We start from the raw sequence: 20,755 nt of genomic DNA on the forward strand, positions 1-20,755 counted from the left end.
GGACTACGGCGTCGGCGACAGGTCTCCGGCCCGTCGGACGCATGACGCGGCGACCGCCGCGAATGAACGGCAACGGACTCACGAAACCTGATGGGACCCCGTCCATCCCCTATTCGGGCCGGCGAAGCGTCAGTGACTGGAACCGGCCGTCAGGAATTGCCACCGCGTGGAAGTCGACGATCTCGAATTCACGAGCGGCCTCCCGCTGAAGCTCCTCGTCGGTACGGAAGCAGAAGAATCGCGGTGGGTCATGATGATCGCTGCGCGCGAGGCCTTCCTCGGACTGGCCGCCATAGACTCCGAGAAAGAAGAGGCCGCCCGGCCGGAGCACGGATCGGATGACAGCCAACACGGCCGACAGGTCAGCGCGCGGAACGTGCAGCAGACAGTTCAACGCATAGATGGCGTCGAACGACTCCGGCGGAAACTCCTCACCGAGCCCGAGAAAGTCTCGTACGCGGGCGTCGATGCCCTTCGCCACGCACCGCGCCACCATCGCGGGCGAGAGGTCGGTCGCCACGACATCGAGCCCGTTCTCTGCGAAGAACAGGCTGTCCTGACCGGTACCAGCGCCGATCTCCAGGAGCCGTCGGCAGTTCTGCTCGCGAAGTCGGCCGAGGAAGCTGGCGCGTTCGGCCACCTTCCACCCACTCTTGGTGCCGCTGTCACGCGACTCCGCACCGCCATCGTAGGACATGCGGAGCCCTTTGATGACGTCGACGTAGGCAGAATTCGCTCCAGGGGGCGACAGGTTCACGGGCAGACCTCACTCGGAACGACGATGGTGCTGCGGAGAGGCGCGGACCTTCCGCATCATAGAGGCCTGCCACCTCCGCGCAGGATTGCGAGCCGCTGTTGATACGCGGCGCCACACCGACACTCGGGGTCCTCGCACAGCAGGGCACGCGGATCCGCCGCGATGAGACGCTCGGTCGTGGACAGCACATCCGACACGGACAGCCGTCGCGCGCGGCAGCGGCCGATGCTCACCTCCGTGGTCACCGGAGCAAGGAGGCCTTCGATCTCGTCGAAGCGATGACTTTCACCAGGGATGTTCGGCAGCTCCATCCAGACACCGGGCGCCTTCTTGGCGTACCGGTAGAACCGCGAACGCCCCAACCGCTGTTCTGCCAGATGGATGGTGGTGCTGGAGGTGTGGCCGACGCCGAGGAGTAGGACGTCGCCGCCGAGCTCTCCCAGTTCCTCTATCGGACCGAGCGGCCAGTCGAGGCGTCCAGCGTCGACCAGGGGGCGCGCATCCGGGCCGACCGCGAGGTAGGTGAACAGCGGATGGTCGCCGCGTTCGTGGGGGAAGTTCTGCCGCATTGTCTCGGCAATCGTGCCGAGCCAGGAATCCACCGGGAGATCCTTGGAATATACGGTCGCCTTCGCCAGCGCGTCGTCGAACTCCTGCCACGTCTGGGCCTGATGGCAGGCGTTGTGCGGGCGGGTAAGCCCCGGCGGTGCGGGCAGACCGGTCAGGTCCCAGGCGCCCGCCGAGACCATGACCGTGCCGCACACATCGACGAGTGCGCGACAAACGGCCTCGGCGCCGCCGTCGACGCGCCCGAACGAACGCAAGGACGCGTGGACCAGTACGCGGGACGCCTTGCTGAGGCCCAGCTGCCGTAGACCCTCGGCAATCATGTCCTGGGTGACAGGGGAAGAGTCATCCATCGCAGGTAAGCCCGTCAGACCTGGCCGGAGAAGCACGTCACTCAGAAACATGCACGGCAGCTTGGCGAAGCATGCACTTGCCAACCCGATTTCGTCCCCGCGTACTCTCGGCTGACGGCGCAGATAGAACGCCGTTGTCAGCCGGGGAAGTCCATGGAACTCGGAGGCAGGGTTTGCTCGGCGCCCTTCGGGAGCCGGTTTTTGAAGTCCCGTCGTTCAGCACGGTCGCTCCACGGGAGTCTTTCCTTGTGGCGCCGCTGGACGAGTCCCAGCACGACAAGCAAGACGGCAATGCCAGCAAAAATCAGCAGGATCCCCATGGCAGGGAGGGTGACACGCGTCGGCCGTCATGTCGATGGGCGAGACGGATCGTGCGCGCCAGGTCAGGGCAGGTAGCCCCACGCCTTGGCCAACGGACGCAGGTCCTCGTGCACCTCGTCCGCCTCGGGGAGTGGACGGCCGGGCTGGATCGACCCGGTACGAATCTTGATGCTCCAGTCACCGATCCCGGCCCTGAACTTGCCGTGCTCGCTGCGTCCGTACTCCAGCATGTGGGAATCCCAGCGGACTCCGAGGTAGGCGCAGATCTGCTTCGTCACCGTGGCCGGATCGGCGGTGAGGTCCTCGTAGCGCACGACCAGGCCGGGATGAGCCTGCCGCGCCTCCTCGACACCGTTCAGGTACGTGAGGGCCTCGCGGATCGTGGGTGCGAGCTCCCGGTCGGGCCTGGACTCCATCAAGGATGCGACCACGGACGCGGGATGGCGGAGCAGGAAGATGAAGCGGGCCTTCGGCCAGCAGGCGAGCAGCCGTTCGTGGTGGGTCGCGTTGGCGGGCGTCTTGTCGACCAGGATCCGCTTGCCGCTACGGACGAGTTGGCGGTGCAGTACGCGGTCCCACAGCAGGTGCTCCAACTCGTCGCGATCGAGGTGGAGCTCCTTCATCGCGACCTCGGCGTACGGCTTGTCGAAACTCACGCGGGTGAAGCGCAGATGCAGCTCGTGTGGCGCACAGATGGCCGGGTGGCTGTTGAGCAACACCCGCAACAGGGTCGAGCCGGAACGGACCCCGCAGATCACGAAGACCGGCGACGGGACCAGTCTGGCGTCGGCTGCCCTCGACCGTCGTACCTGGCGCCGGCGGGCAGGACCCCGGAGGGCTCGCCGCGCTCGTCGTGCCGACTTCAGGAGGGTCGGGTGGTCGGCCAGGCGTGTCTTCAGCTGGGTACGCATGTCAGCCGGGATCACGGAATCGACACCAATCTGCAGAGATCCGGACGTTGTTGGTCAAGAAATGGTAACGGTCACTCCCCGCGTGATGCTGAGCGGGCACCGAGCGTCATCACGTCCACGAGCGGTGCCCGCACACCACCGAGGTACCCGGCATTGGGCATGACGAAAGGTTGGCATCCGCCCGAAGGTGTCCCGCGAGCCTGGGCCAAACGTCCCACAGAGGTCGCCAACCCGCCAACCGACGCGACCCAGGCCACCTTCCCGACCAGTCGGTTGTCGGGACTGGTCGGTCCCGCATGGCCTCGGCTAGCGGCGGGCACTCACGGCACGGACATGCCGTCGTACGACGTCGCACCGGGTGCGAGCTTGCGGTAGCCGTCCTTGTCCACCACCAGGAGCGGATCGGGCCCGATGGCCGTGACGGTGGCGCCGGCCACGACGGCGTTCGAACGTTCGGTGAGGGCGATCGCGGACCGTCCGTGGGTCGCCGCCCACACGATCTCGCGCGGCAGGTCGGCATCGCGATGGTGGACGAAGACGCCGTAGCCGGCGGTCAGGTCGGCACCGTGCGTGTCGGTGAGCCCGACCTCGTTGCGGTCGATGTGCGCGATCGTGGTGATGTCGGAGCCGAGCAGGGCAGCGCCAGCGCTGCCGCCGAACACCATCCCGCCGCCCAACACGAACTCCCGGAGCTGCTCGAGCAGCTTCCACCGGCGGATGATCGACAGCAGGCGATAGGTGTTGCCACCACCGATGTAGATCGCGCGGTAGTCGGCAGGGAAGACCGGCCGGTCGCCGGTCCACAGGGAGATGTCACCGACCCCCAGCGGTTCGTAGACGCTGCGTACCCACTCCAGGCAGTCGGTGTAGTCGTGGGTGGACGGGTCGAGCGCCACCGGCCAGTACGACACCGGACCGCCGCCGATCGCCCTCGCGAACTGCCGGTCGAGTGGATACGAGTCGCGGGCACCCCCGCCGCCGCCGAGGAAGACCCATCCGGGCATGGCGCTACCCCCTCACCGATGGACCGTCGAAGAGGCTGCTCACGGACTCGCCGAGATGGATCCGCCGGATCGCCTCGGCGAACAGCGTCGCGACCGAACGGACCCGCATGGTGGGCAGCACCTTGTCGGGACTGAGTGGAACCGTGTTGGTGATGACGATCTCGTCGATGTCATCCTGGCTGGCCAGGCGTTGGATGGCCTTGCCGGTGAAGAGTCCGTGCGTGCACGCCAGGGAGATCCGGCGGACCCGGCGTTCGCGCAGGCGTTCCAGGAGCTTGAGGATCGAGCCAGCGTTGGCGATCTCGTCGTCGAGCACGATGACGTTCTTGTCGTCGACGTCGCCCACGATCGCGTCGATGCGTACCTCGTCATCGGCGAGGCGTTGCTTGCTGCCGGCCGCGACCGGGAGGTTGAGGATCCGCGCGAACTGGGTGGCGGGCTTGGCGTTGCCCAGGTCCGGCGACACCACCACGGTGTCACTCAGGTCGCGGCCGGCGAAGTGCTTCGCGAGCTCGGCGACGGCGGTGAGGTGGTCGACCGGGATGCTGAAGAACCCGTGCACCTGAGGTGCGTGGAGGGCCATGGTGAGCACGCGGTTGGCGCCGGCGGTGGCCAACAGGTCGGCGACGAGCCGCCCACCGATCGAGATCCGCGGCATGTCCTTCTTGTCCGACCGGGCATAGGCATAGTGCGGGATGACCGCGGTGATGTTCGCCGCCGAGGCACCGCGGGCCGCGTCGAGCATGAGGAGCAGCTCCATCAGGTGCTCCTGCACGGGCGGGACGATCGGCTGGACGAGATAGATGTCGCGCTGCCGGCAGTTGGCCTGCAGCTGCACCTGCAGACAGTCGTTGCTGAAACGCTGGATCTGCATGGGCGAGAGATCGACACCCAGGTCCGTGCAGATCTCGCGAGCCAGCTCAGGGTGGGCACTTCCGGTGAAGACGCCGATGTCGCGCATCTGCCGCATGAGGTGAGCCGTTCCTGTCGGGGTTCTCGACGTCCTACGACCGACACCAGCGTATCGACCGGACTGCCCGCAATCCCCCGGGAGGAGCGCTTCGTACGACCCTTCGTACGCGACGACTCCTTCGTTACGTCCGTTCTGCGAAGTCGCTGTGCACCACTGGGACCGCGCACGGCCGCCCCGGGCACGGCCCTGCCGCGATCTAGGTCGACCAACTCCACCGGGTGGGGTTGTGGAGTTCGGCCTCCCATCCGTAAACGACTCGGGGCCGGACGCGGTACGCCGGACCTGGCGCGATTCCGGGTGCGGCCACACTTTCGCCCGCGACAAAGGCGTTGTAGTCGTATTTGTGGTTGTTTGCGTCGACGTACCGCTGGAGCTCATCGCTGTCCACGACCCGCTCGCCGGCGCCTTCGACGATGACGACGTCCTGGCTGCTCTCGAGATGGACGGTGGCCTCGGTGTTGCCGGCGAGGTTCGCCGCCGCGACCGGTGACCCGGACGCGAACACGAAGCTATCGTCGAGCCAGACACCCCACACGGGTCGGACGTGCGGGCGTCCAGTGGCAGAAGCGGTGGCGACCCAGTAGTTGAGTGCGGTGGTGAGCCGCTCTTCGGCCCACCCCCAGGGCAGCAGGTCGGAGGGGACGACGGACCCGAACATCCTCGGTGGTGCGGCCTCAGGAGTTCTCACGCGCCCGAGTATTCCGGTTTGGTAGGAGATCCCGGAACCCCTGGGAGTGTCGGGACGGAAACACAGCGTTAACACCAGGGGGCTCCCGGGCGGCGTCGCCGCCCGAGAGCCAGTCAGGTCGCCGCCCGAGAGCCAGTCAGGTGGTGGTGCGCGCGATGCGGTGCCGTCGTACGCCGATGAGGCCACAGGCGAGGCCCAGGACAACCCAGCCGACGAGGACGAATCCGGGCTGAGTGACGGCTGCGGAGTCGAAGAACGCGGTGCTCCGCAGCAGCGATCCGCCCGCGCCAGGTGGGAGGAACTGCCCGGTGACGCCGACCCAGGACGGCAGCAGCTCCGGCGCGCTCGCCACCCCGGAAAACGGGTTGCCGACGAACATCATCAGGACGGCCGCGAGTCCGAGTCCGGCGGGCCCGATCGCCGCTCCGAGCCCGGCCACCGTGGCCGAGATCGCCAGCACGGTCAGGCCTATGGCTCCCGCGTTGACCCACCAGTCGCCGCCGAGTGCGCCGAGCCATTCCTGCGCGACCCACACGGCTGCGACGCCGGCGAGTGCCGACGTGACGAGCAGCCCGGTCGCCTGCGCCAAGCCAGGGCGCGATGCCACGAACGTCGCGATGCCCGTGGCAAGACCGGCGAACACGAGCGGCAGGACGGCAACGCTCAGCACGGTGCCGCGCGGATCGTCACGGGTGGTGGGAACGACGTCGACGACCTTGGGTGGCGCCGGCGCGTTCCCTCCGGCCTGGGTGTCGGCACCGGTCTGGGTGTCGGCACCAGTCTGGGCGCCGGCGCCGGCGCCGGCCAGCGGGCCGTCGGGTGTCGTGACGGCCTGGGTGAGCAGTTGTGCGACCAGCGGGCTGGCTGCCGACGCCGTGAGCAGGGTGATCCCGTCCGGTGCGGTGACGATGGCGCCGTAGACCTCGCGGTCCTCGATCGCCGACCGCGCGGCCGCCTCGTCTGCGTACCGATGGATCTCGAATCCACCATCGCTCGCCTGCTCCAGCTTCGTGCTGAGTGCGTCTGTGGCCTGGGCCGGGCCGGCGACTCCGAGGGGAAGGTCGCGAGGTTCGAGGTTGGCCGACGGCCAGGCGAACAGGCTGAGCATCCCGGCGACCGCAAGGGGGACGAGCAGTGCGACGCCGAGCAGTTTCGCGGCGCTGTGGAGCTTGCCGCCGGAGTGTGGCGGCTTCGCGGCCGCGAGTTCTGCGGTCGAGCTGGTGGCCATGACGGTGTCCCTCCTGTGACCGGACCAAAGAGAACGAATGATTGTTCTCTTTACGGTCATCAGGCTGAGGTCGGCCGAGGTCATTTGTCAAGAAGGAACGTTCGTTTTATGTTCTGGGTATGCCACGCGTCTCCCAGGAGCACCTCGAAGCCCGCCGCCTGCAGATCGTCGACGCCGCCCGGAGGTGCTTTCTGCGCAACGGGTTCCATGCCACGTCGATGCAGGACATCCTGCGCGAAGCGGGCCTGTCCGCTGGCGCCGTCTACCGCTACTTCCCCAGCAAGGACGAGCTCACCGCGGCGATCGTGGCCGACGCCATCGCCAGGCTGCGCGAGGCGTTCGAGACCCTGGTCGAGTCCGACCCGCCACCGCCGATCGACCAGGCGTTCACCCGGATCGGGCGGACGATCCAGCGGATGGACGAGGAGTACGGGCTGGCCCGTCTCGCCATCCAGGTGTGGGGCGAGGCGGTGCGGTCACCCGAACTCGCCCAGCGGCTCCGCGACCTGGTCGTCGTCATCCGAGGGCTGGTCGTCCGGATGGTACGGATCTACCAGGGGCGCGGCGAGATCAGCCAGGACGTCCCTGCCGAGAAGGTCGGCCCGGTGATCGCCGGCATCTTCCCCGGCTTCATGCTGCAGCACGTCCTCTTCGGCGATGTCGACGCCGAGATGGTGGGCGAAGCGGTCCGGGCGCTGGTCGGTGGTCGGCTCCTCGACGACAGCGACGACGAACCAGCCTGAGCCCACCACCCGCGCGATCCAAGCGCCTCCTAGCCCGAGCCGTGATGCGGTTCACAGCGGCGACCGACTTGTGTCGTACGGAAGGAAAGCGCACCATAGGTCAAGGAAGTTACTCGCAGGTAGCATTGGGTGGATGCCACCGCAGTTGCAGCCGGTGACCAAGGGGAGCGACGGGCCGATGAGCCACTACAAGAGCAACCTCCGCGACATCGAGTTCACGCTGTTCGACGTCCTCGGCCGAGAAGCGGTCCTCGAGACCGGGCCGTACGCCGACATCGACCGCGACACCGCCCACACCATCCTGGTCGAGCTGGACCGGCTGGCGCGCGAAGAGGTCGCCGCGTCGTACGCCGAAAGCGACCGCACGCCGCCCGTCTACGACACCGCCACCCGGAGCGTCCGGCACACCGAGACGTTCAAGAAGAGCTTCCAGGCGTGGACCGACGCGGAGTGGTGGCGGCTCGACCTGGAGCCTGCCCTCGGTGGCCAGCCCTGCCCACCGTCGCTGCGGTGGGCGGCGTCGGAGCTGGTCCTCGGCGCCAATCCGGCGCTTTTCATGTACGCAAGTGGGCCGCGGTTCGCGACCGCGATCTGGCGCAACGGGACGCCGAGCCAGAAGAGGTTCGCCCAGCACATGATCGACCGCCGGTGGGCCGCGACCATGGTGCTCACCGAACCCGACGCCGGATCCGACGTCGGCGCCGCCCGTGCCAAGGCGTACCCCCAGGAGGATGGGACGTGGCACATCGAGGGCGTCAAGCGGTTCATCACCGGCGGCGAACACGACCTCGCCGAGAACATCGTCCACCTCGTCCTCGCCCGGCCGGTCGGTGTGGAGGGCGCGGGTGGTCCGGGCACGAAGGGCCTGTCCCTCTTCATCGTCCCGAAGTTCCACGTCGACCTGGAAACCGGCGAGATGGGCGAACGCAACGGCGTCTATGCCACGAACGTCGAGCACAAGATGGGTCTGAAGGTGTCGACGACGTGTGAGCTGACGTTCGGCGAGGACCCTGCTCAGCCGGCGGTCGGCCACCTGCTCGGCGAGGTGCACGACGGCATCCGGCAGATGTTCCAGATCATCGAGTACGCCCGGATGCTCGTCGGCACGAAGGCGATCGCCACGCTGTCCAGCGGCTACCTCAATGCGCTGGACTACGCCAAGGAACGCGTCCAGGGCGCCGACCTCACCCGGGCGACCGACAAGACCGCGCCGCGGGTGCCGATCACCCATCATCCCGACGTACGACGGTCGCTGCTCACCCAGAAGGCCTACGCCGAGGGTCTGCGCGCACTCGTCCTCTACACGGCGTCAGTGCAGGACGACGTCGCGCTCGGCGAGCACGCCGGGTCTCCCGACGAGGCGGCGGCGAGCCTCAACGACCTGCTGCTGCCGATCGTGAAGGGCTACGGTTCCGAGCGGGCCTGGGTCCTGCTCGGCACGGAGTCGCTGCAGACCCTCGGCGGGTCGGGGTTCCTCCAGGACTACCCGATCGAGCAGTACGTCCGCGACGCGAAGATCGACACGCTGTACGAAGGGACGACGGCGATCCAGGGCCTCGACCTCTTCTTCCGCAAGATCGTGCGGGACCAGGGTCAGGCGTTCGGGCGGTTGGCCGGGGAGATCCAGGCGTCCGCAACGTCGGGGAGTGGCGGCCGGCTCGCGGTCGAGAAGGGCCTGCTCGCGAAGGCTCTGGACGACGTACAGGGCATCGTCGGCGCGATGGTCGGTTTCCTGCTGGCGTCACGGCCGGAAGCGCAGGACTCCGATCCCGCGAGTCTCTACAAGGTCGGCCAGAACACCAGCCGGCTGCTGCTCGCGGTCGGCGACGTGGTGTGCGCGTGGCTGCTGCTCCGCAAGGCCGAGGTCGCGATGGAACGGTTGGCGGATCCTGGTGCGGGCGATGAGGCGTTCTACGAGGGCAAGCTCGCCGCGGCGAAGTGGTTCTGCGCCCAGGTCCTCCCGAAGCTCTCGGCGGAGCGGGCGATCGCCGAAGGCACCGACAACGACCTGATGGCCTTGTCCGAGTCGGCCTTCTGACCTTTGCCCGGGAGCTGTGCGGGCGTGGGTCGGCGTTGCGAGCGGAAGCGTTGCCCTCTGGCGATGCCCAGAGGGCAACGCCAGAGGGCCGTCCGGAGTCGGCAGTTGCGCGGCCTGGCTGCGCGCTCAGGACAACCGCGACAGGGTTTCGCCGGCGAGGCGTACGGTGTCGAGGTCCTGGGCGTCGGGGAGGTTGACCAGCAGGCCGTCGAGGCCGGCGTCGAAGTGGACCTGCACCTGCTCGACCACCTGGTCGGGCGCACCCGCGATCACCGTGTTCTCGAACCAGTCGTCACCCACCTGGGCACGGACGGCCGACGCCTTGCGTTCGGCCTCTTCGACAGTGGCGGCGATGACCAGCGTGGCGAGCTTGGTCTTCGTGATCTCCGCCGGATCCCGCCCCAACGCCTCGCAGTGCCGGGCCAGGACGTCCAGCTTGTGCCTGACCGTGGGCAGGCCGCCGAAGATGTTGGAGGCGTCACCGTACTTGGCCACCAGTCGAAGCGTCCGCTTCTCGCCGCCGCCACCGATCATGATGGGCGGACCGCCGGGGGTGAGGGGACGCGGAACGTTGAACGCCTCGACGATCTCGTAGTGCTTGCCGGAGAAGCTCGGGCTGTGCTCGGTGAACATCGCCCGGCAGATCTGCAGTGCTTCCTCCAGCCGGTCCATCCGCTCGCCCGTCGGCGGAAACTCGAAGCCGTACGCCCGGTGCTCGACGTCATTCCACGCAGCGCCGAGGCCAAGGATTGCCCGGCCGGCCGAGATCACGTCAAGGGTCGTGACGATCTTGGCGAGCAGCGCCGGGTTGCGATAGGTCACGCCGGTGACCATGGTGCCCAGCTTCGCGGTACGGGTGCGGGCCGCCAGAGCGCCGAGCAGGGTGTACGCCTCGAGCATCGGATCGTCGGGCTTCCCGAGTCCGGGTAGCTGGTAGAAGTGGTCCATCACCCACACCGAGTCGAAGCCGGAGTCCTCCGCGGTGGTGGCGATGGAGGCGACCCGCTCGAAGAGTTGGTCGGGTGGGACGTCTGGATAGGTGAACAGGGGGATCTGCAGGCCGAAGCGGGTCACACTCATGTGGTGAAGTTTACGTGCCGGCTAACGATCCGTCCGCCGGCGGACGACCAGGTCCTGCGCGGACGGCTCAGGCACCGTGGTAACTCGTGTGGGTCATGCGCCCGTACGACCTTCCTCGTCTGCGCCGGTGTCCGCACGGACCGGCGGCCGGCCATGAGGACACCGGCGCAGACCCAGGTCGGCCCGGTCAGGGGCGGGACACGCGGAAGTAGTCGAACACCGCTGTCGCCGGCCCGAACTCCTCGGTCGTCGCGGGTTGGGAGCCCTGCGACACGAGTCCGATCTTCGGTGTCGTGTCCGCCGGCAGGGTCCACGTGAGGCCCCAGGTCCAGTGCACACCGTCGGTGCTGGACCCGGCGCGGAATCGGTGCTCGCGCGTGTCCGGGTCGAGGGTGTGCAGCAGGCGCAGCCAGGTCGTCTCGCCCGGCGCTCCGGCGAGCCCACCCCCCCACGACCGGCGGCCCTGGAACACCGTCTCCTTCCCGAACTCCGCGATCCGCGTCGGCCCGACCGCGACCACGTCGAAGCGGAGGAAGTCGTCGTCACCGACGTAGGCGATCAGGCCCGCCTGCTGGAAGTTGCGAACCGTGTCCTCGCCGAGGTCGAGGTCGAGCTTCGTCTCGACCATGTAGTCGCCGTCCGGCATCGACTCGCGCAGCAGGAGGCCGGGCGTGCCGTTGCCCACGAGGTCGGACGTCTGCGTGGGCCACACCAGGGCGCCGTCGGTGACCTGGGCCTTCGGGTCCTCCCGCAGCCACGACCAGCCGGTGCCGAGGCCGTCGGTGAAGTTGTCGGAGTACGCAGCGGCGACCTTGCCCGGCTCCGGATCCGGCACAGCCTTGGTGACGGGGGTGAAGAGGCCGGTGGCGGAGAAGTTGTCGGCCTCGCCGCCGTTGGCGCCGACCAGCCCGGCCCGGCCGCTCCGGTCGAGCCCGCGCGGAACGTCGAGGGAGACCGTCGCCCACGGGTCGCCCAGTCGCGCATCGGTGATGTCCGCGGTGACCCGGGTCCCGCGCGCCTCCAGGGCGAGCACGTGCCATGCGGTCAGATCGAAGTCGGCGGGGAGCGCGACGGCCTTGGCGCGTGCGTCCGGGCCCTGGCCGGCCTCGAGCCGGAGTTCGTTCGCGCCGGCGTCGAGGATGGCGCGGACGCCGATGCCGTCGCCGTCGGCCCGTGCCAACACCCCGGCGCTGCCGATGCCGGACTCTGCCGTGCGGACGTCCGACTCGATGCGGACGTCCGTCCGCGCCAGCGGCTTGGTCACGGCGACCGCGGCGTCGCCTGCGAGTTCGGCGAATCGGCCGGAGTCCGACCTGTCGTCCGGACCGGCGACCGTGAGCGAGCCGTGGAGGGTACGGAAGTGGTCAGCCGTCCCGTCCGGGTCCTCGAACCGGTCGTCCACCTCGCCGCGTACGACCGGTGCGGGTTGCGCCGTGTCCGACGCGCCGCGTCCCGCTCGCACGATCGGCCAGCCGTCGACCCAGTCCAGCCGGTCGATGTTCATCGGTCGCATCGTGAAGCCCGGTGAGACGTCGAGCCACGGGTCGTTGCGATCGATCGCGTGGTAGGCCATGTACATCTCGCCACTGACGTCGAGCGCGGCCGAATGGTGGCCGGTGCCGATCCACGTGTTGCCGTTCGGCGCGAGGACGGGTGTGCCGCCGGCGCGGCTGGCGAGCAGCGGCTTGCCGAGCTTGTCGACGAACGGACCGTCCGGGCTGGTCGCGCGTCCGACGAAGACCGAGTAGCCGGTGGTCGGTCCGGCGCAGCAGTTCGCCGACGACGCGAAGAGGTAGTAGTAGTCGCCGTGCTTGACGACGTTCGGGCCTTCGTAGCGAGACGCCGCGATGTGCTTCGGCTCGGACACCGCCCGGAGCCCGTCGGGGGACAGCTTCACCATCCAGATCCCGGTGCCGTAGCCGCCCCAGTAGAGGTAGTGGGTGCCGTCGGCGTCGGTGAACATCGCCGGGTCGATCACCGTGTCGAAACCGTTGCCGCGCGGCTCGGCCGGGATCAGCGGCTCGTCCGACGGCGTCCATGGACCGGCGGGGGTGTCGGCGGTCGCGACTCCGATCGCCGGGTCGAAGCCCTGCGTGGTCGTGGTGGTGTCGGGGACCGTGAAGTAGAGCAGGTACTGGCCGTTGAGATAGCGGATGTCCGGCGCCCAGAAGCCGGTGGTCGGCGCCGCCCAACTCGGACGGTGCGTCGCGTCGAAGACCGAGCCCTCGTCCTCCCAGTGCACGAGGTCGGTGGAGGAGGCGATCTTGTACGCCGAGCCGCGCTCGTTGGCCTCGTCGTACGGCCCACCGGTCGAGTAGGCGTACCACTTACCGTCCTTGCCGCGCATCACGGCAGGGTCGGGGAAGTCGATGGAGTAGCCGCGGGTGACGAAGTTCGTGTACGACGAGCCGGCGGAATGGTGCCCGGATTCTGTGGCCACCGCTGCGGGCGCCTCGGCATCGGTGGGCGCGGTGGTGCCCTGCGACACGGCATGGGTGGCTGCGGTGGTGCCCTGGGGCACGGCAGCGAGTGGGGGCCCGGTGAAGGCGGCCGTGGCGAGGCATGCCGCGAGGGCGCCGATCACCGCCGTACTTCGAATCCGCCGGCATCCGTCCATGGCGCTGCCCTCCGGGTGTCCGTGGTGCGACGATCATGACCGTGCTGTCCAGGGTGAGTTCTATTCGTCTTGCACAACGTTGTAAAGATGGCGTCGCTGGCCACCTTCGGCGGGCGGTCTTGTCGGGCCGTCGCATGGTCGTCCCGAGCAGCGGACCATGATCAAGAGGCGGAATCGGGGCAGATTCGGCCCGTACACGCCCGGTTCATGCCTCTTGATCATGGACTGGGGCCACCGGCCGGCTCCTCCGTAGGCGCTGCTGGTATCCGACCCGCTAGGTCCCGATCTCGCGGTCGTCCGACCGGGACACGGCAGTCGGTGCTGCTGCGGCAAGCGGTACGCCGGCGTCCAGTTCGCGTTCCGTAGGTTCCAGGCGCATAACCCCGGCGAGCCGGCGGAGCGGACGCGGCGCCCACCACGCAACGGTGCCGAGCAGCGCCAGCACCGCGGGCACCAGCAGGCCGCGCACGATCGTCGCGTCCACCGCGATCGCGATCAGCATGCCGACGCCCAGCAGCTTCATGAACTTCAACCCGCTCAGCGCGAACGCCCCGACGACGATCCCGAGCAGCAGGGCCGCTGCGGTGATCAGCCCGCCGGTCCGCGCCAACCCGTCGACCACCGCGTCCCTGGGCGTACGCCCGGATCGGTAGGCCTCGGCGATCCGGGACAGCAGGAACAGCTCGTAGTCGGTCGAGAGGCCGAAGAGCACCGCCAGCATGAGGACGGGGATCGAGGCTTCCAACGGTCCGGCCTCGGTGCCGAGCAGACCGACCAGGTACCCATCCTGGAACACCCACACGATGGCGCCGAACGACGCCGTGAGGGAGAGGGCGGAGAGCACCACCGCCTTGACGGGTACGACGAGGGAGCCGAACGCCACGGTCAGCAGGAGCAGGACCGCCCCGGCGAGAACCGCGAGCATCCACGGCATCCGGTCGCCGATCGCGTCGAGCGAGTCGATCAGCGCTGCGGTCGGACCGCCGACCAGCACCTCCCGCGTCCCGGCCGGCGCGGCGATGTCGCGCAGATGCGTGACGGCGTCCTGCGCTGCCTGGCTCTGTGGGTCGTCGTGGACCTGGGCGGTCAGGACGACGGTGTCACCGGAGGATCCGGCCGGTGCCACACCGGTGATGCCGTCGATCCGGCTCGCCTGCTCGGCGTACGCCTGGACGGCGCGCTGCTCGGGTGCCCGGCCGTCCGAGCCGACGAGAACGACCTGGGCGGCCTCGGTCGAGGCGCCGGGAAGGGTGGCACGGACGTGCTCGGTCGCCATCCGTACGGCGTTGTCCTTCGGCAGGACGGAGGCGTCCACCTCGGAGAACTCCGCCCGCAGGAACGGACTCCCCACGACCAGCAGCCCGGCGACAACCACGACGGTGACGAGGGCGGGGCGGCGCATCACCACGCGCCCGACCCGCGCCCATCCCCGCCGGTCGTGTCCCCGCCGGTGTCCGCTCGGGTCGTTGAGTTCCGGATCGGCAGCGGTCACGCCCGGGCGCCGGCCCCGGCCGATCGGCACCCGCAACCGGTCGATCCGATGCCCCAGCACCGAGAGGAGCGCCGGCAGGACCGTCAGCGCCGAGAGTGCCGCCACGACGACGGCCGCGATGCCGCCGAAACCGATCGAGCGGAGCATTCCCTGCGGGAACACCAGGAGCCCGGACAGCGCCGCCGCCACGGTGAGCCCCGAGACGAGGACGGTACGCCCGGCCGTACTCAGTGCCACGGTCACGGCGCGCTGGACCATCGCAGCATCGGCGCGGGTTCCCGTCGTACCGTCCCCGGCGTCGCCCGCGCGGAGCTCCTCCCGGAACCTGCTCACGACGAAGAGCCCGTAGTCGACCGCGAGGCCGAGTCCGAGCAGCGTCACGACGTTCATCGCGAAGACGGAGACGTCGGTGAGCGTGGTCAGCACCCAGAGGACGCCGAGTGCGCCCGTGATCCCGACGGCGCCGACGACTAGCGGGAGTCCGGCGGCGATCAGCCCACCGAAGACGAGGACCAGCACGATCAGCAGGACGGGGAACGAGATCAACTCGGCGCGGGCGAGGTCTTCTTCGGTCTGGGCGTTGACGGCGTCGCCCATCGGCGTCCAACCGCTGAACCGGAGGGTGAGTCCGTCCACGCCGTAGGTCGTCCGGCCGCCGACCGTGTCGCCCGTACCCAGCAGGGCGTCTTCGACGTCGGGCCAGGCGGCGAGCTGTCCGTTCTGGCCCTCGGCGCGCAGTTGGATGGCGACGGCGCCGGTCCGGTTGTCGGCTGAGACCAGTGCCGGCTGCTGCCACCACCCGGTCGCGCCCGCGACCTGAGCGTCCGGGAGCCGCCCGACCGCCTGCCTGACGGCGTTCTGCACGGTTGGATCCTGGACGGATCGCCCAGCCGGCACGGTGTAGACCGCGAGTGCGTCGGCCTGGTTGTCGAGGGCCCGCCCCGCGGCGGTGGCGGCGCGCTCGGACTCGCTGCCCGGCACGTCGTATCCACCCTGGTCCATGCGATCGGTCAGGGTGGTGGACGCGGTGCCGGCGAGGATGGCGAGTACGGCCGCGACGGCAAGGACCCACCAGCGACGCCGCGCCACGAAGGACGCCCACTGTGCGAGCATGGAGCACTCCGACGGCAAACGTTACGACTCGAAACTGTTTTATGGATCGTAACCTAACGAACGAAAGGCGGGTCGTATGGGCAGACCCACCCCGACCGGTGGCAACCCGGGCGAGGCGGGTACGACAGGGCCGGACGTCGATGACGCGGCATCAGGGTCGCGGCGACCCAGCCGTCGGGACCAGCGTCGCCAGGAGTTGCTCGCCGACATTGGCACCGCCACCCGCGAGCTCGTCGTCACCGACGGGCCGCCCGCGGTGACGATGGCCGCCGTTGCCGACCGGCTCGGCGTGACCGCCCCGGCCCTCTACCGCTACGTCAACGGCAGGACCGGGCTCCTCGACCTCGCCTGCGCGTCCGTCATCAGGGAGCTGGCGGCCGCTCTCATCGCCCGCCGGGACTCGCTGGGCACCGATCCACTCGCGCGCGCCCTGGGCGTCTGCCGGGAGTTCCGGCGCTGGTCACTTGCGCATCGGGCCGAGTGCAGCGCGACGTTCTCCCACCGGGCCACCCGGTACAGCGATCCGAGCGCGACCCCCAGCGCCGCCGGAGACGAAGCGGTCGCGGCCCAACTCGAACTCGCCTGGGTCATCGAAGAAGCACTCCTCCTGCTGTGGGCCGCCCGGCCGTTCGACGTCGGACGCGGCGACGACGCGCTCCCCGAACGCCTGCGCGCAGCCCTCGGCCCCTACCGCTCCCAGATCATGGCGCGGGCGGTCGCGGCCGGTCACACGATCGAAGAACCCCCGCTCGGCGCGACCGCGGTCCTGCTGGACTACTGGACCCGGATCTACGGGCTGGTGTCGATGGAGGTGTTCGGGCACCTCGCGCATGCCATGACCGACGCTGAGCCGCTGTTCGAAGCCGTTCTCGACGATCTGAGCGCACTGGTGGGACAGAGGCGCTGAGTCCGCCGCGCCAATCAGCTGCGCTGGGTTGGGTGCGCTGGATCGGCTGCGTTGGGTTGGGTGCGCTGGTCGGGCGTGGCGCGTAGTGCGATGCCCGCGGCGATTGTCGCGCACGCGCAGGCGTACGCACCCGCGCCCGGATGCGCGGCGAGGGAGAACGGCCTAATACAGTGCCCGTGGCCACAGGAGCGTCCGCGCACACGAGGGAAGGGTGGGCTTCCATGCCGCAGGCCGGTCGTACGCGTGGGCTCGGGATCCTCGCGCTCGCCGTCGCCGCCCTCCTGGCGGTGGGGTGCAGCGATAAGTCGTTCTACCCCGCGACCCTGGAGGAGCTCCCGCCGAAGGACGAGGCGGCGACACCGGGCCCGGAACCGGAATCGCCCACGCCGAGTGAGACACCGTCGCCGACGCCGACGTTCGAGGGTCTCCACGTGAGCTGCGTATTCGTCGACGTGGACGTTCCTGACACCTGGGAGCTGCAGGAGCAGGCGGAGAACACCTGGGCGTACTCCCTGCCGGCCAAGGAGACCGGCGGCGGTGTCGTACGGATCTCCGGCAGTTTCACCGAGGGTGACGGCAACGCCGCCCAGAAGGACCTCGAAGCCACGGTACGAGGCGAGGACGGGGCCCAGGTCGCGGTCCAGGTCAGCGGCGATGGCGTCGTCATGGGCCGGCTGGCGGTGAAGAAGGGGAACGAGTGGCGCCTTGCCAAGGCGTTCGCGGAGGTGGGCATCCAGGTGGTCGAGGTGGGCTACGCCCCAGCCGGTAACGCGACCGACACCAAGATCGAGGAAACCAGGTCCCTGCTGCAGGACGTGGTGTCGAAGGCCGCCCTCGATGGTGCCGGCACCTGCCCCTGACCTCTTGGCCCAGCCCCGGCCGGGAGACGGTGGACCGCCACCGTCTCCCCAGTCGAGCGCCCAGTCGAGCGCCCAGTCGAGCGGGTGCTTCAGATCGGCATCGCGACGAACGGGGAGGCGTACGCCACGACGCCGTCCAGCACTTCCGCGATCCGCGCATCGGTCCAGTTGCCACGGTCACGCTCGGCCTCGACCAGCAGCCGGAGCAGGCTCACCTCGCCGGCCGTGGCGATCCCGGTCACCTGCGGATGCTTGAGCACCCACGCGAGCGCCGCGCTGACCTTCTCCTGCTCGTCGAACGGTTCGTACCACGTGGTGTACCGGTGGTCCTCCTCGGTCCAGTTGCGACGCGAGATGGTCTTGATGATCATCAGGCCGGCGTCGACCCGCTGCGTCTCGGCGGCCAGCTCGTCCCATGCCGCGCGGTAGTCGTCGTCGCGGCCGAGTGCGTAGTTGAGCGGCGTCAGCACCGTTTCGAACGGGAACCGCTTCAGCGCCTCGCGATGCGTCGCCGGTGCGTCATGGCCGTGGCCGGTGATGCCGATGGCGCTCACCATGCCCTCGTCCCGCGCCCGGATCGCCGCTTCGAGGGCGCCACCACTGCCGGTGGCCTTGTCGAGTTCGTCGAGGTCGCCGACGGCGTGCAGCTGGATGAGGTCGAGCCGGTCGGTCTGCAGGCGTTCGAGGGAGTTGTTGATCGACACCCAGGCTGCCTCGCGTTCGCGTTCGCCCGTCTTGGTCGCGAGGAAGATCTGGTCCCTGATCCTCGGCATCCACGGCCCGAGGCGCAGCTCGGCCTCGCCGTAGCTCGCCGCCGTGTCGAAATGGTTGATGCCGGCGTCAAGGGCCTCCTGGATCGACTGGTCGGCCACCTCCTGGGTCACCTCGGCCAGCGCCGCCGCGCCGTAGATGAGGACGCTGCTCTGGTGCCCGAGTCGCCCGAGGCGTCGCGTTTCCATAAATGAACTCCGCTCGCGAGTTGTGCCGGGATCTACCGTTGTACGGCGTTCAGCTTATGGCGACCTGGCAACCCTCGGGGCCTGGACGCCAGGCCAATGCGAAACCGATTCGCCACACCATGCGCCCTGGTGCTGCACCACGTCGCGGCGCGGTTCCGTGATCATGAAGGAAAACTGGCGCATACACCGACAGAATCTTCATGATCACGATCATGATCACCGGAGAGGGCGGGACGAGTCCCGGTGGGCCCCGGAGGGCCGGTGGTGGCGGGTCGCTGAGGTACTCACTCGGGCGCGTGGCGGCGGCTCTGGATGATCCGGAACCGGCCCGCGACATACGCGGCGTCGACGAAGGACGCGTTCGCCGCGGGATTCGCCCCCGTGCCGTGGAAGTCGCTGAACGCCGCCGACTGGTTGACGTACACCCCGTCGGTGAGGTTCTCCGACAGCGCCACCCCCACGTCGAGCGCCACCTCGCGCGCGGCCGCCAGCACCCGCTCCGACGTCGAGTAGACCGCCGCCGTCATCGCACCCCGCTCGTGGCCCAGCCGGCGGACGAGGGCGAGCGCCTCGTCGGTGTCCCGCGTACGCACGAGAAACGTCACCGGGCCGAAGCACTCCCGTCCGAAGACAGCTACGTCGTCGGCGTCGAGCGCGAGGATCGCGGGCGTGCGGACGACCGCATCGGCGTGCACCGGATGCCGCACGGCGCGCGACTCCAGGACCACCTCGCCGCCCAGTGCGGTCGACCCCTCGACCCGGTTGAGGACGGCGTCGTTGACGATCGCGCCGAGGAGTTCGACCGCTCGCCCCTCGTCGGAGAGCAGCTTGTCGACTGCCGCGGCAAGCCCTGCCCCCACCTCCCGGAACGACTTGTGCCCCTCGTCGGTGTCGATCCCGTCGGCGGGTACGAAGATGACCTGCGATGTCGTACACATCTGGCCCGAGTACAGCGCCAGCGTGAAGGCGAGATTGCCCACCAGCCCGCGGAACGCGTGCGTCGAGTCGATGACGACCGGGTTGACGCCCGACTTCTCGGTGTAGACCTGCGCCTGGGTGGCGTGGGACTCGAGCCAGTCGCCGAATTCCGCCGACCCGGTGAAGTCGACGATCCGGACCGCGGGATGGGTGGCGAGGTCGCGGGTGATCCCGTCGCCGTCGGCTTCGGCGGCGAGCGTCACGAGCGCCGGATCGAACCCGCGCGCGGCGAGGACCTCCTGGCAGACCTGCACGGTGATCGCCAGCGGCAGCACGGCGCCCGGATGCGGCTTCACCACCACCGGATTGCCGGTGACGAGGGACGCGAAGAGCCCCGGGTAGGAGTTCCACGTCGGGAACGTCGTGCACCCGATCACGACGGCCACGCCCCGGGGCACGACCGTGAACGTCTTCTCGATGCGTACCGGCTCGCCTCTGCCCGGCCGCTCCCACAGGGCCGTCGCCGGGTGCCGGGTCATTTCCGCGTACGCATAGGCGACGGCCTCCAGCGCCCGGTCGAGCGCATGGGTCCCACCCGCCTGGAACGCCATGACGAACGCCTGGCCGGTCGTCGCCATCACCGCGTTGGCCAGCTCGAATACCCGCTTGTGCAGTGCGGCGAGGATCTCGAGGGCGACATCGACCCGCGTGTCGGGCCCGGCGTCGCGCCATTGCGGGATGCCTGCCTGGGCGGTGGCGAGGAGATCGTCGAGACCCGTCGTGGCGACCCGCGGATAGCGGATGTCGAGGCCGATCCCGAACGGTGAACGTTCGGTCGCGACGGCGCCGCTCGCGCCCGGTGCCGTCCGGAGTGGGAAGTCGGTTCCCTGCCAGGTCCCGAATGCGGCAAGCCCCGCCGGCGCGGCCTCCTCGCCGTAGACGCGCGGGCTCGGCGACTCCGGGAACGCCGAGAAGTGGCTACGGTCCCGGATCGCGTCGAGTGCCCGGTCGAGGGCGTCGCGGAGCGGCCGATCGTCGGCGAAACCACCGCTAGCGCCAGGTTGGGCAAGGGTCGTCGAGTCGCCGGGTTGGGCACGGGTCGTCTGGCTCACGCCGCCAGCGTAGGCCGTCCCCGTGGCAGGCGGTCCGCGTTTTGCCGCGGCGATACCTACGCCGCGGCCTGCCCTCATCCACTGTCGGGGTCGCGTCCAGCGCAAGGCCCGCCG

At 69.3% G+C, this 20,755-nt stretch carries 17 protein-coding genes; 4 read left to right on the top strand and 13 right to left on the bottom strand.

The annotated features are described in order from the left end of the window. Positions 1-109: 109 nt before the first annotated feature. The 8 genes from ABN034_RS21050 to ABN034_RS21085 form a co-directional block, all read right to left on the bottom strand. Positions 110-757: a class I SAM-dependent methyltransferase gene (locus ABN034_RS21050; protein WP_349692708.1), complete on the bottom strand. Its 648-nt coding sequence runs from the start codon at positions 755-757 to the stop codon at positions 110-112. A gap of 56 nt (positions 758-813) precedes the next feature. Next, entirely contained in the window at positions 814-1,677 is an 864-nt protein-coding gene (locus ABN034_RS21055) for an AAC(3) family N-acetyltransferase (RefSeq protein WP_349692709.1), read from the bottom strand. A 137-nt stretch (positions 1,678-1,814) separates the two neighbouring features. After that, positions 1,815-1,997 (bottom strand): hypothetical protein, encoded by a 183-nt coding sequence (locus tag ABN034_RS21060; RefSeq protein WP_349692710.1) that lies wholly within the window; start codon positions 1,995-1,997, stop codon positions 1,815-1,817. A 63-nt stretch (positions 1,998-2,060) separates the two neighbouring features. Continuing rightward, positions 2,061-2,909, bottom strand: coding sequence for a sulfotransferase family protein (locus ABN034_RS21065; protein ID WP_349692711.1), 849 nt, complete (start codon positions 2,907-2,909; stop codon positions 2,061-2,063). A 320-nt stretch (positions 2,910-3,229) separates the two neighbouring features. Continuing rightward, positions 3,230-3,913 carry a Type 1 glutamine amidotransferase-like domain-containing protein gene (locus ABN034_RS21070; RefSeq protein ID WP_349692712.1) on the bottom strand — a complete coding sequence of 228 codons (684 nt, stop codon included), beginning with the start codon at positions 3,911-3,913 and terminating at the stop codon, positions 3,230-3,232. 4 nt (positions 3,914-3,917) lie between these two features. Next, a complete protein-coding gene (locus tag ABN034_RS21075; protein ID WP_349692713.1) occupies positions 3,918-4,874 on the bottom strand; it encodes a ribose-phosphate diphosphokinase in 957 nt (318 codons plus the stop codon). A gap of 208 nt (positions 4,875-5,082) precedes the next feature. Next, a complete protein-coding gene (locus ABN034_RS21080; RefSeq protein WP_349692714.1) occupies positions 5,083-5,574 on the bottom strand; it encodes a pyridoxamine 5'-phosphate oxidase family protein in 492 nt (163 codons plus the stop codon). A gap of 136 nt (positions 5,575-5,710) precedes the next feature. Further along, positions 5,711-6,802 (bottom strand): ABC transporter permease, encoded by a 1,092-nt coding sequence (locus tag ABN034_RS21085; protein ID WP_349692715.1) that lies wholly within the window; start codon positions 6,800-6,802, stop codon positions 5,711-5,713. Positions 6,803-6,921: 119 nt separating this feature from the next. Here ABN034_RS21085 and ABN034_RS21090 point away from each other — a divergent pair, with 119 nt between their 5' ends. Then, positions 6,922-7,545: a TetR/AcrR family transcriptional regulator gene (locus ABN034_RS21090; protein ID WP_349692716.1), complete on the top strand. Its 624-nt coding sequence runs from the start codon at positions 6,922-6,924 to the stop codon at positions 7,543-7,545. 178 nt (positions 7,546-7,723) lie between these two features. Then, positions 7,724-9,583 (top strand): acyl-CoA dehydrogenase, encoded by a 1,860-nt coding sequence (locus ABN034_RS21095; RefSeq protein ID WP_349692890.1) that lies wholly within the window; start codon positions 7,724-7,726, stop codon positions 9,581-9,583. Positions 9,584-9,709: 126 nt separating this feature from the next. Here the strand turns inward: ABN034_RS21095 and ABN034_RS21100 are convergent, their stop codons facing one another. From ABN034_RS21100 to ABN034_RS21110, 3 genes are all read right to left on the bottom strand, one after another. Beyond that, positions 9,710-10,663, bottom strand: a complete 954-nt coding sequence (locus tag ABN034_RS21100) for an LLM class F420-dependent oxidoreductase (protein WP_349692717.1) — start codon at positions 10,661-10,663, stop codon at positions 9,710-9,712. Between the two features lie 187 nt (positions 10,664-10,850). Then, positions 10,851-13,280: a glycoside hydrolase family 43 protein gene (locus ABN034_RS21105; RefSeq protein WP_349692718.1), complete on the bottom strand. Its 2,430-nt coding sequence runs from the start codon at positions 13,278-13,280 to the stop codon at positions 10,851-10,853. 274 nt (positions 13,281-13,554) lie between these two features. Next, positions 13,555-15,885, bottom strand: coding sequence for an MMPL family transporter (locus ABN034_RS21110; RefSeq protein WP_349692719.1), 2,331 nt, complete (start codon positions 15,883-15,885; stop codon positions 13,555-13,557). Positions 15,886-15,961: 76 nt separating this feature from the next. Here ABN034_RS21110 and ABN034_RS21115 point away from each other — a divergent pair, with 76 nt between their 5' ends. Together ABN034_RS21115 and ABN034_RS21120 are read left to right on the top strand one after the other, a co-directional pair. Further along, positions 15,962-16,792, top strand: a complete 831-nt coding sequence (locus tag ABN034_RS21115; protein ID WP_349692720.1) for a TetR/AcrR family transcriptional regulator — start codon at positions 15,962-15,964, stop codon at positions 16,790-16,792. Positions 16,793-17,013: 221 nt separating this feature from the next. Continuing rightward, complete coding sequence (locus ABN034_RS21120; protein WP_349692721.1) at positions 17,014-17,652, top strand: hypothetical protein; 639 nt, start codon at positions 17,014-17,016, stop codon at positions 17,650-17,652. A gap of 89 nt (positions 17,653-17,741) precedes the next feature. Here ABN034_RS21120 and ABN034_RS21125 read toward each other — a convergent pair whose 3' ends face one another. Both ABN034_RS21125 and paaN read right to left on the bottom strand, forming a co-directional pair. Continuing rightward, positions 17,742-18,611 carry an aldo/keto reductase gene (locus ABN034_RS21125; protein ID WP_349692722.1) on the bottom strand — a complete coding sequence of 290 codons (870 nt, stop codon included), beginning with the start codon at positions 18,609-18,611 and terminating at the stop codon, positions 17,742-17,744. A 284-nt stretch (positions 18,612-18,895) separates the two neighbouring features. Then, complete coding sequence (paaN, locus tag ABN034_RS21130) at positions 18,896-20,641, bottom strand: phenylacetic acid degradation protein PaaN (protein WP_349692723.1); 1,746 nt, start codon at positions 20,639-20,641, stop codon at positions 18,896-18,898. Positions 20,642-20,755: the final 114 nt, after the last annotated feature.

The sequence above is a fragment of the Actinopolymorpha sp. B11F2 genome, assembly GCF_040195635.1.
Classification (GTDB): domain Bacteria; phylum Actinomycetota; class Actinomycetes; order Propionibacteriales; family Actinopolymorphaceae; genus Thermasporomyces.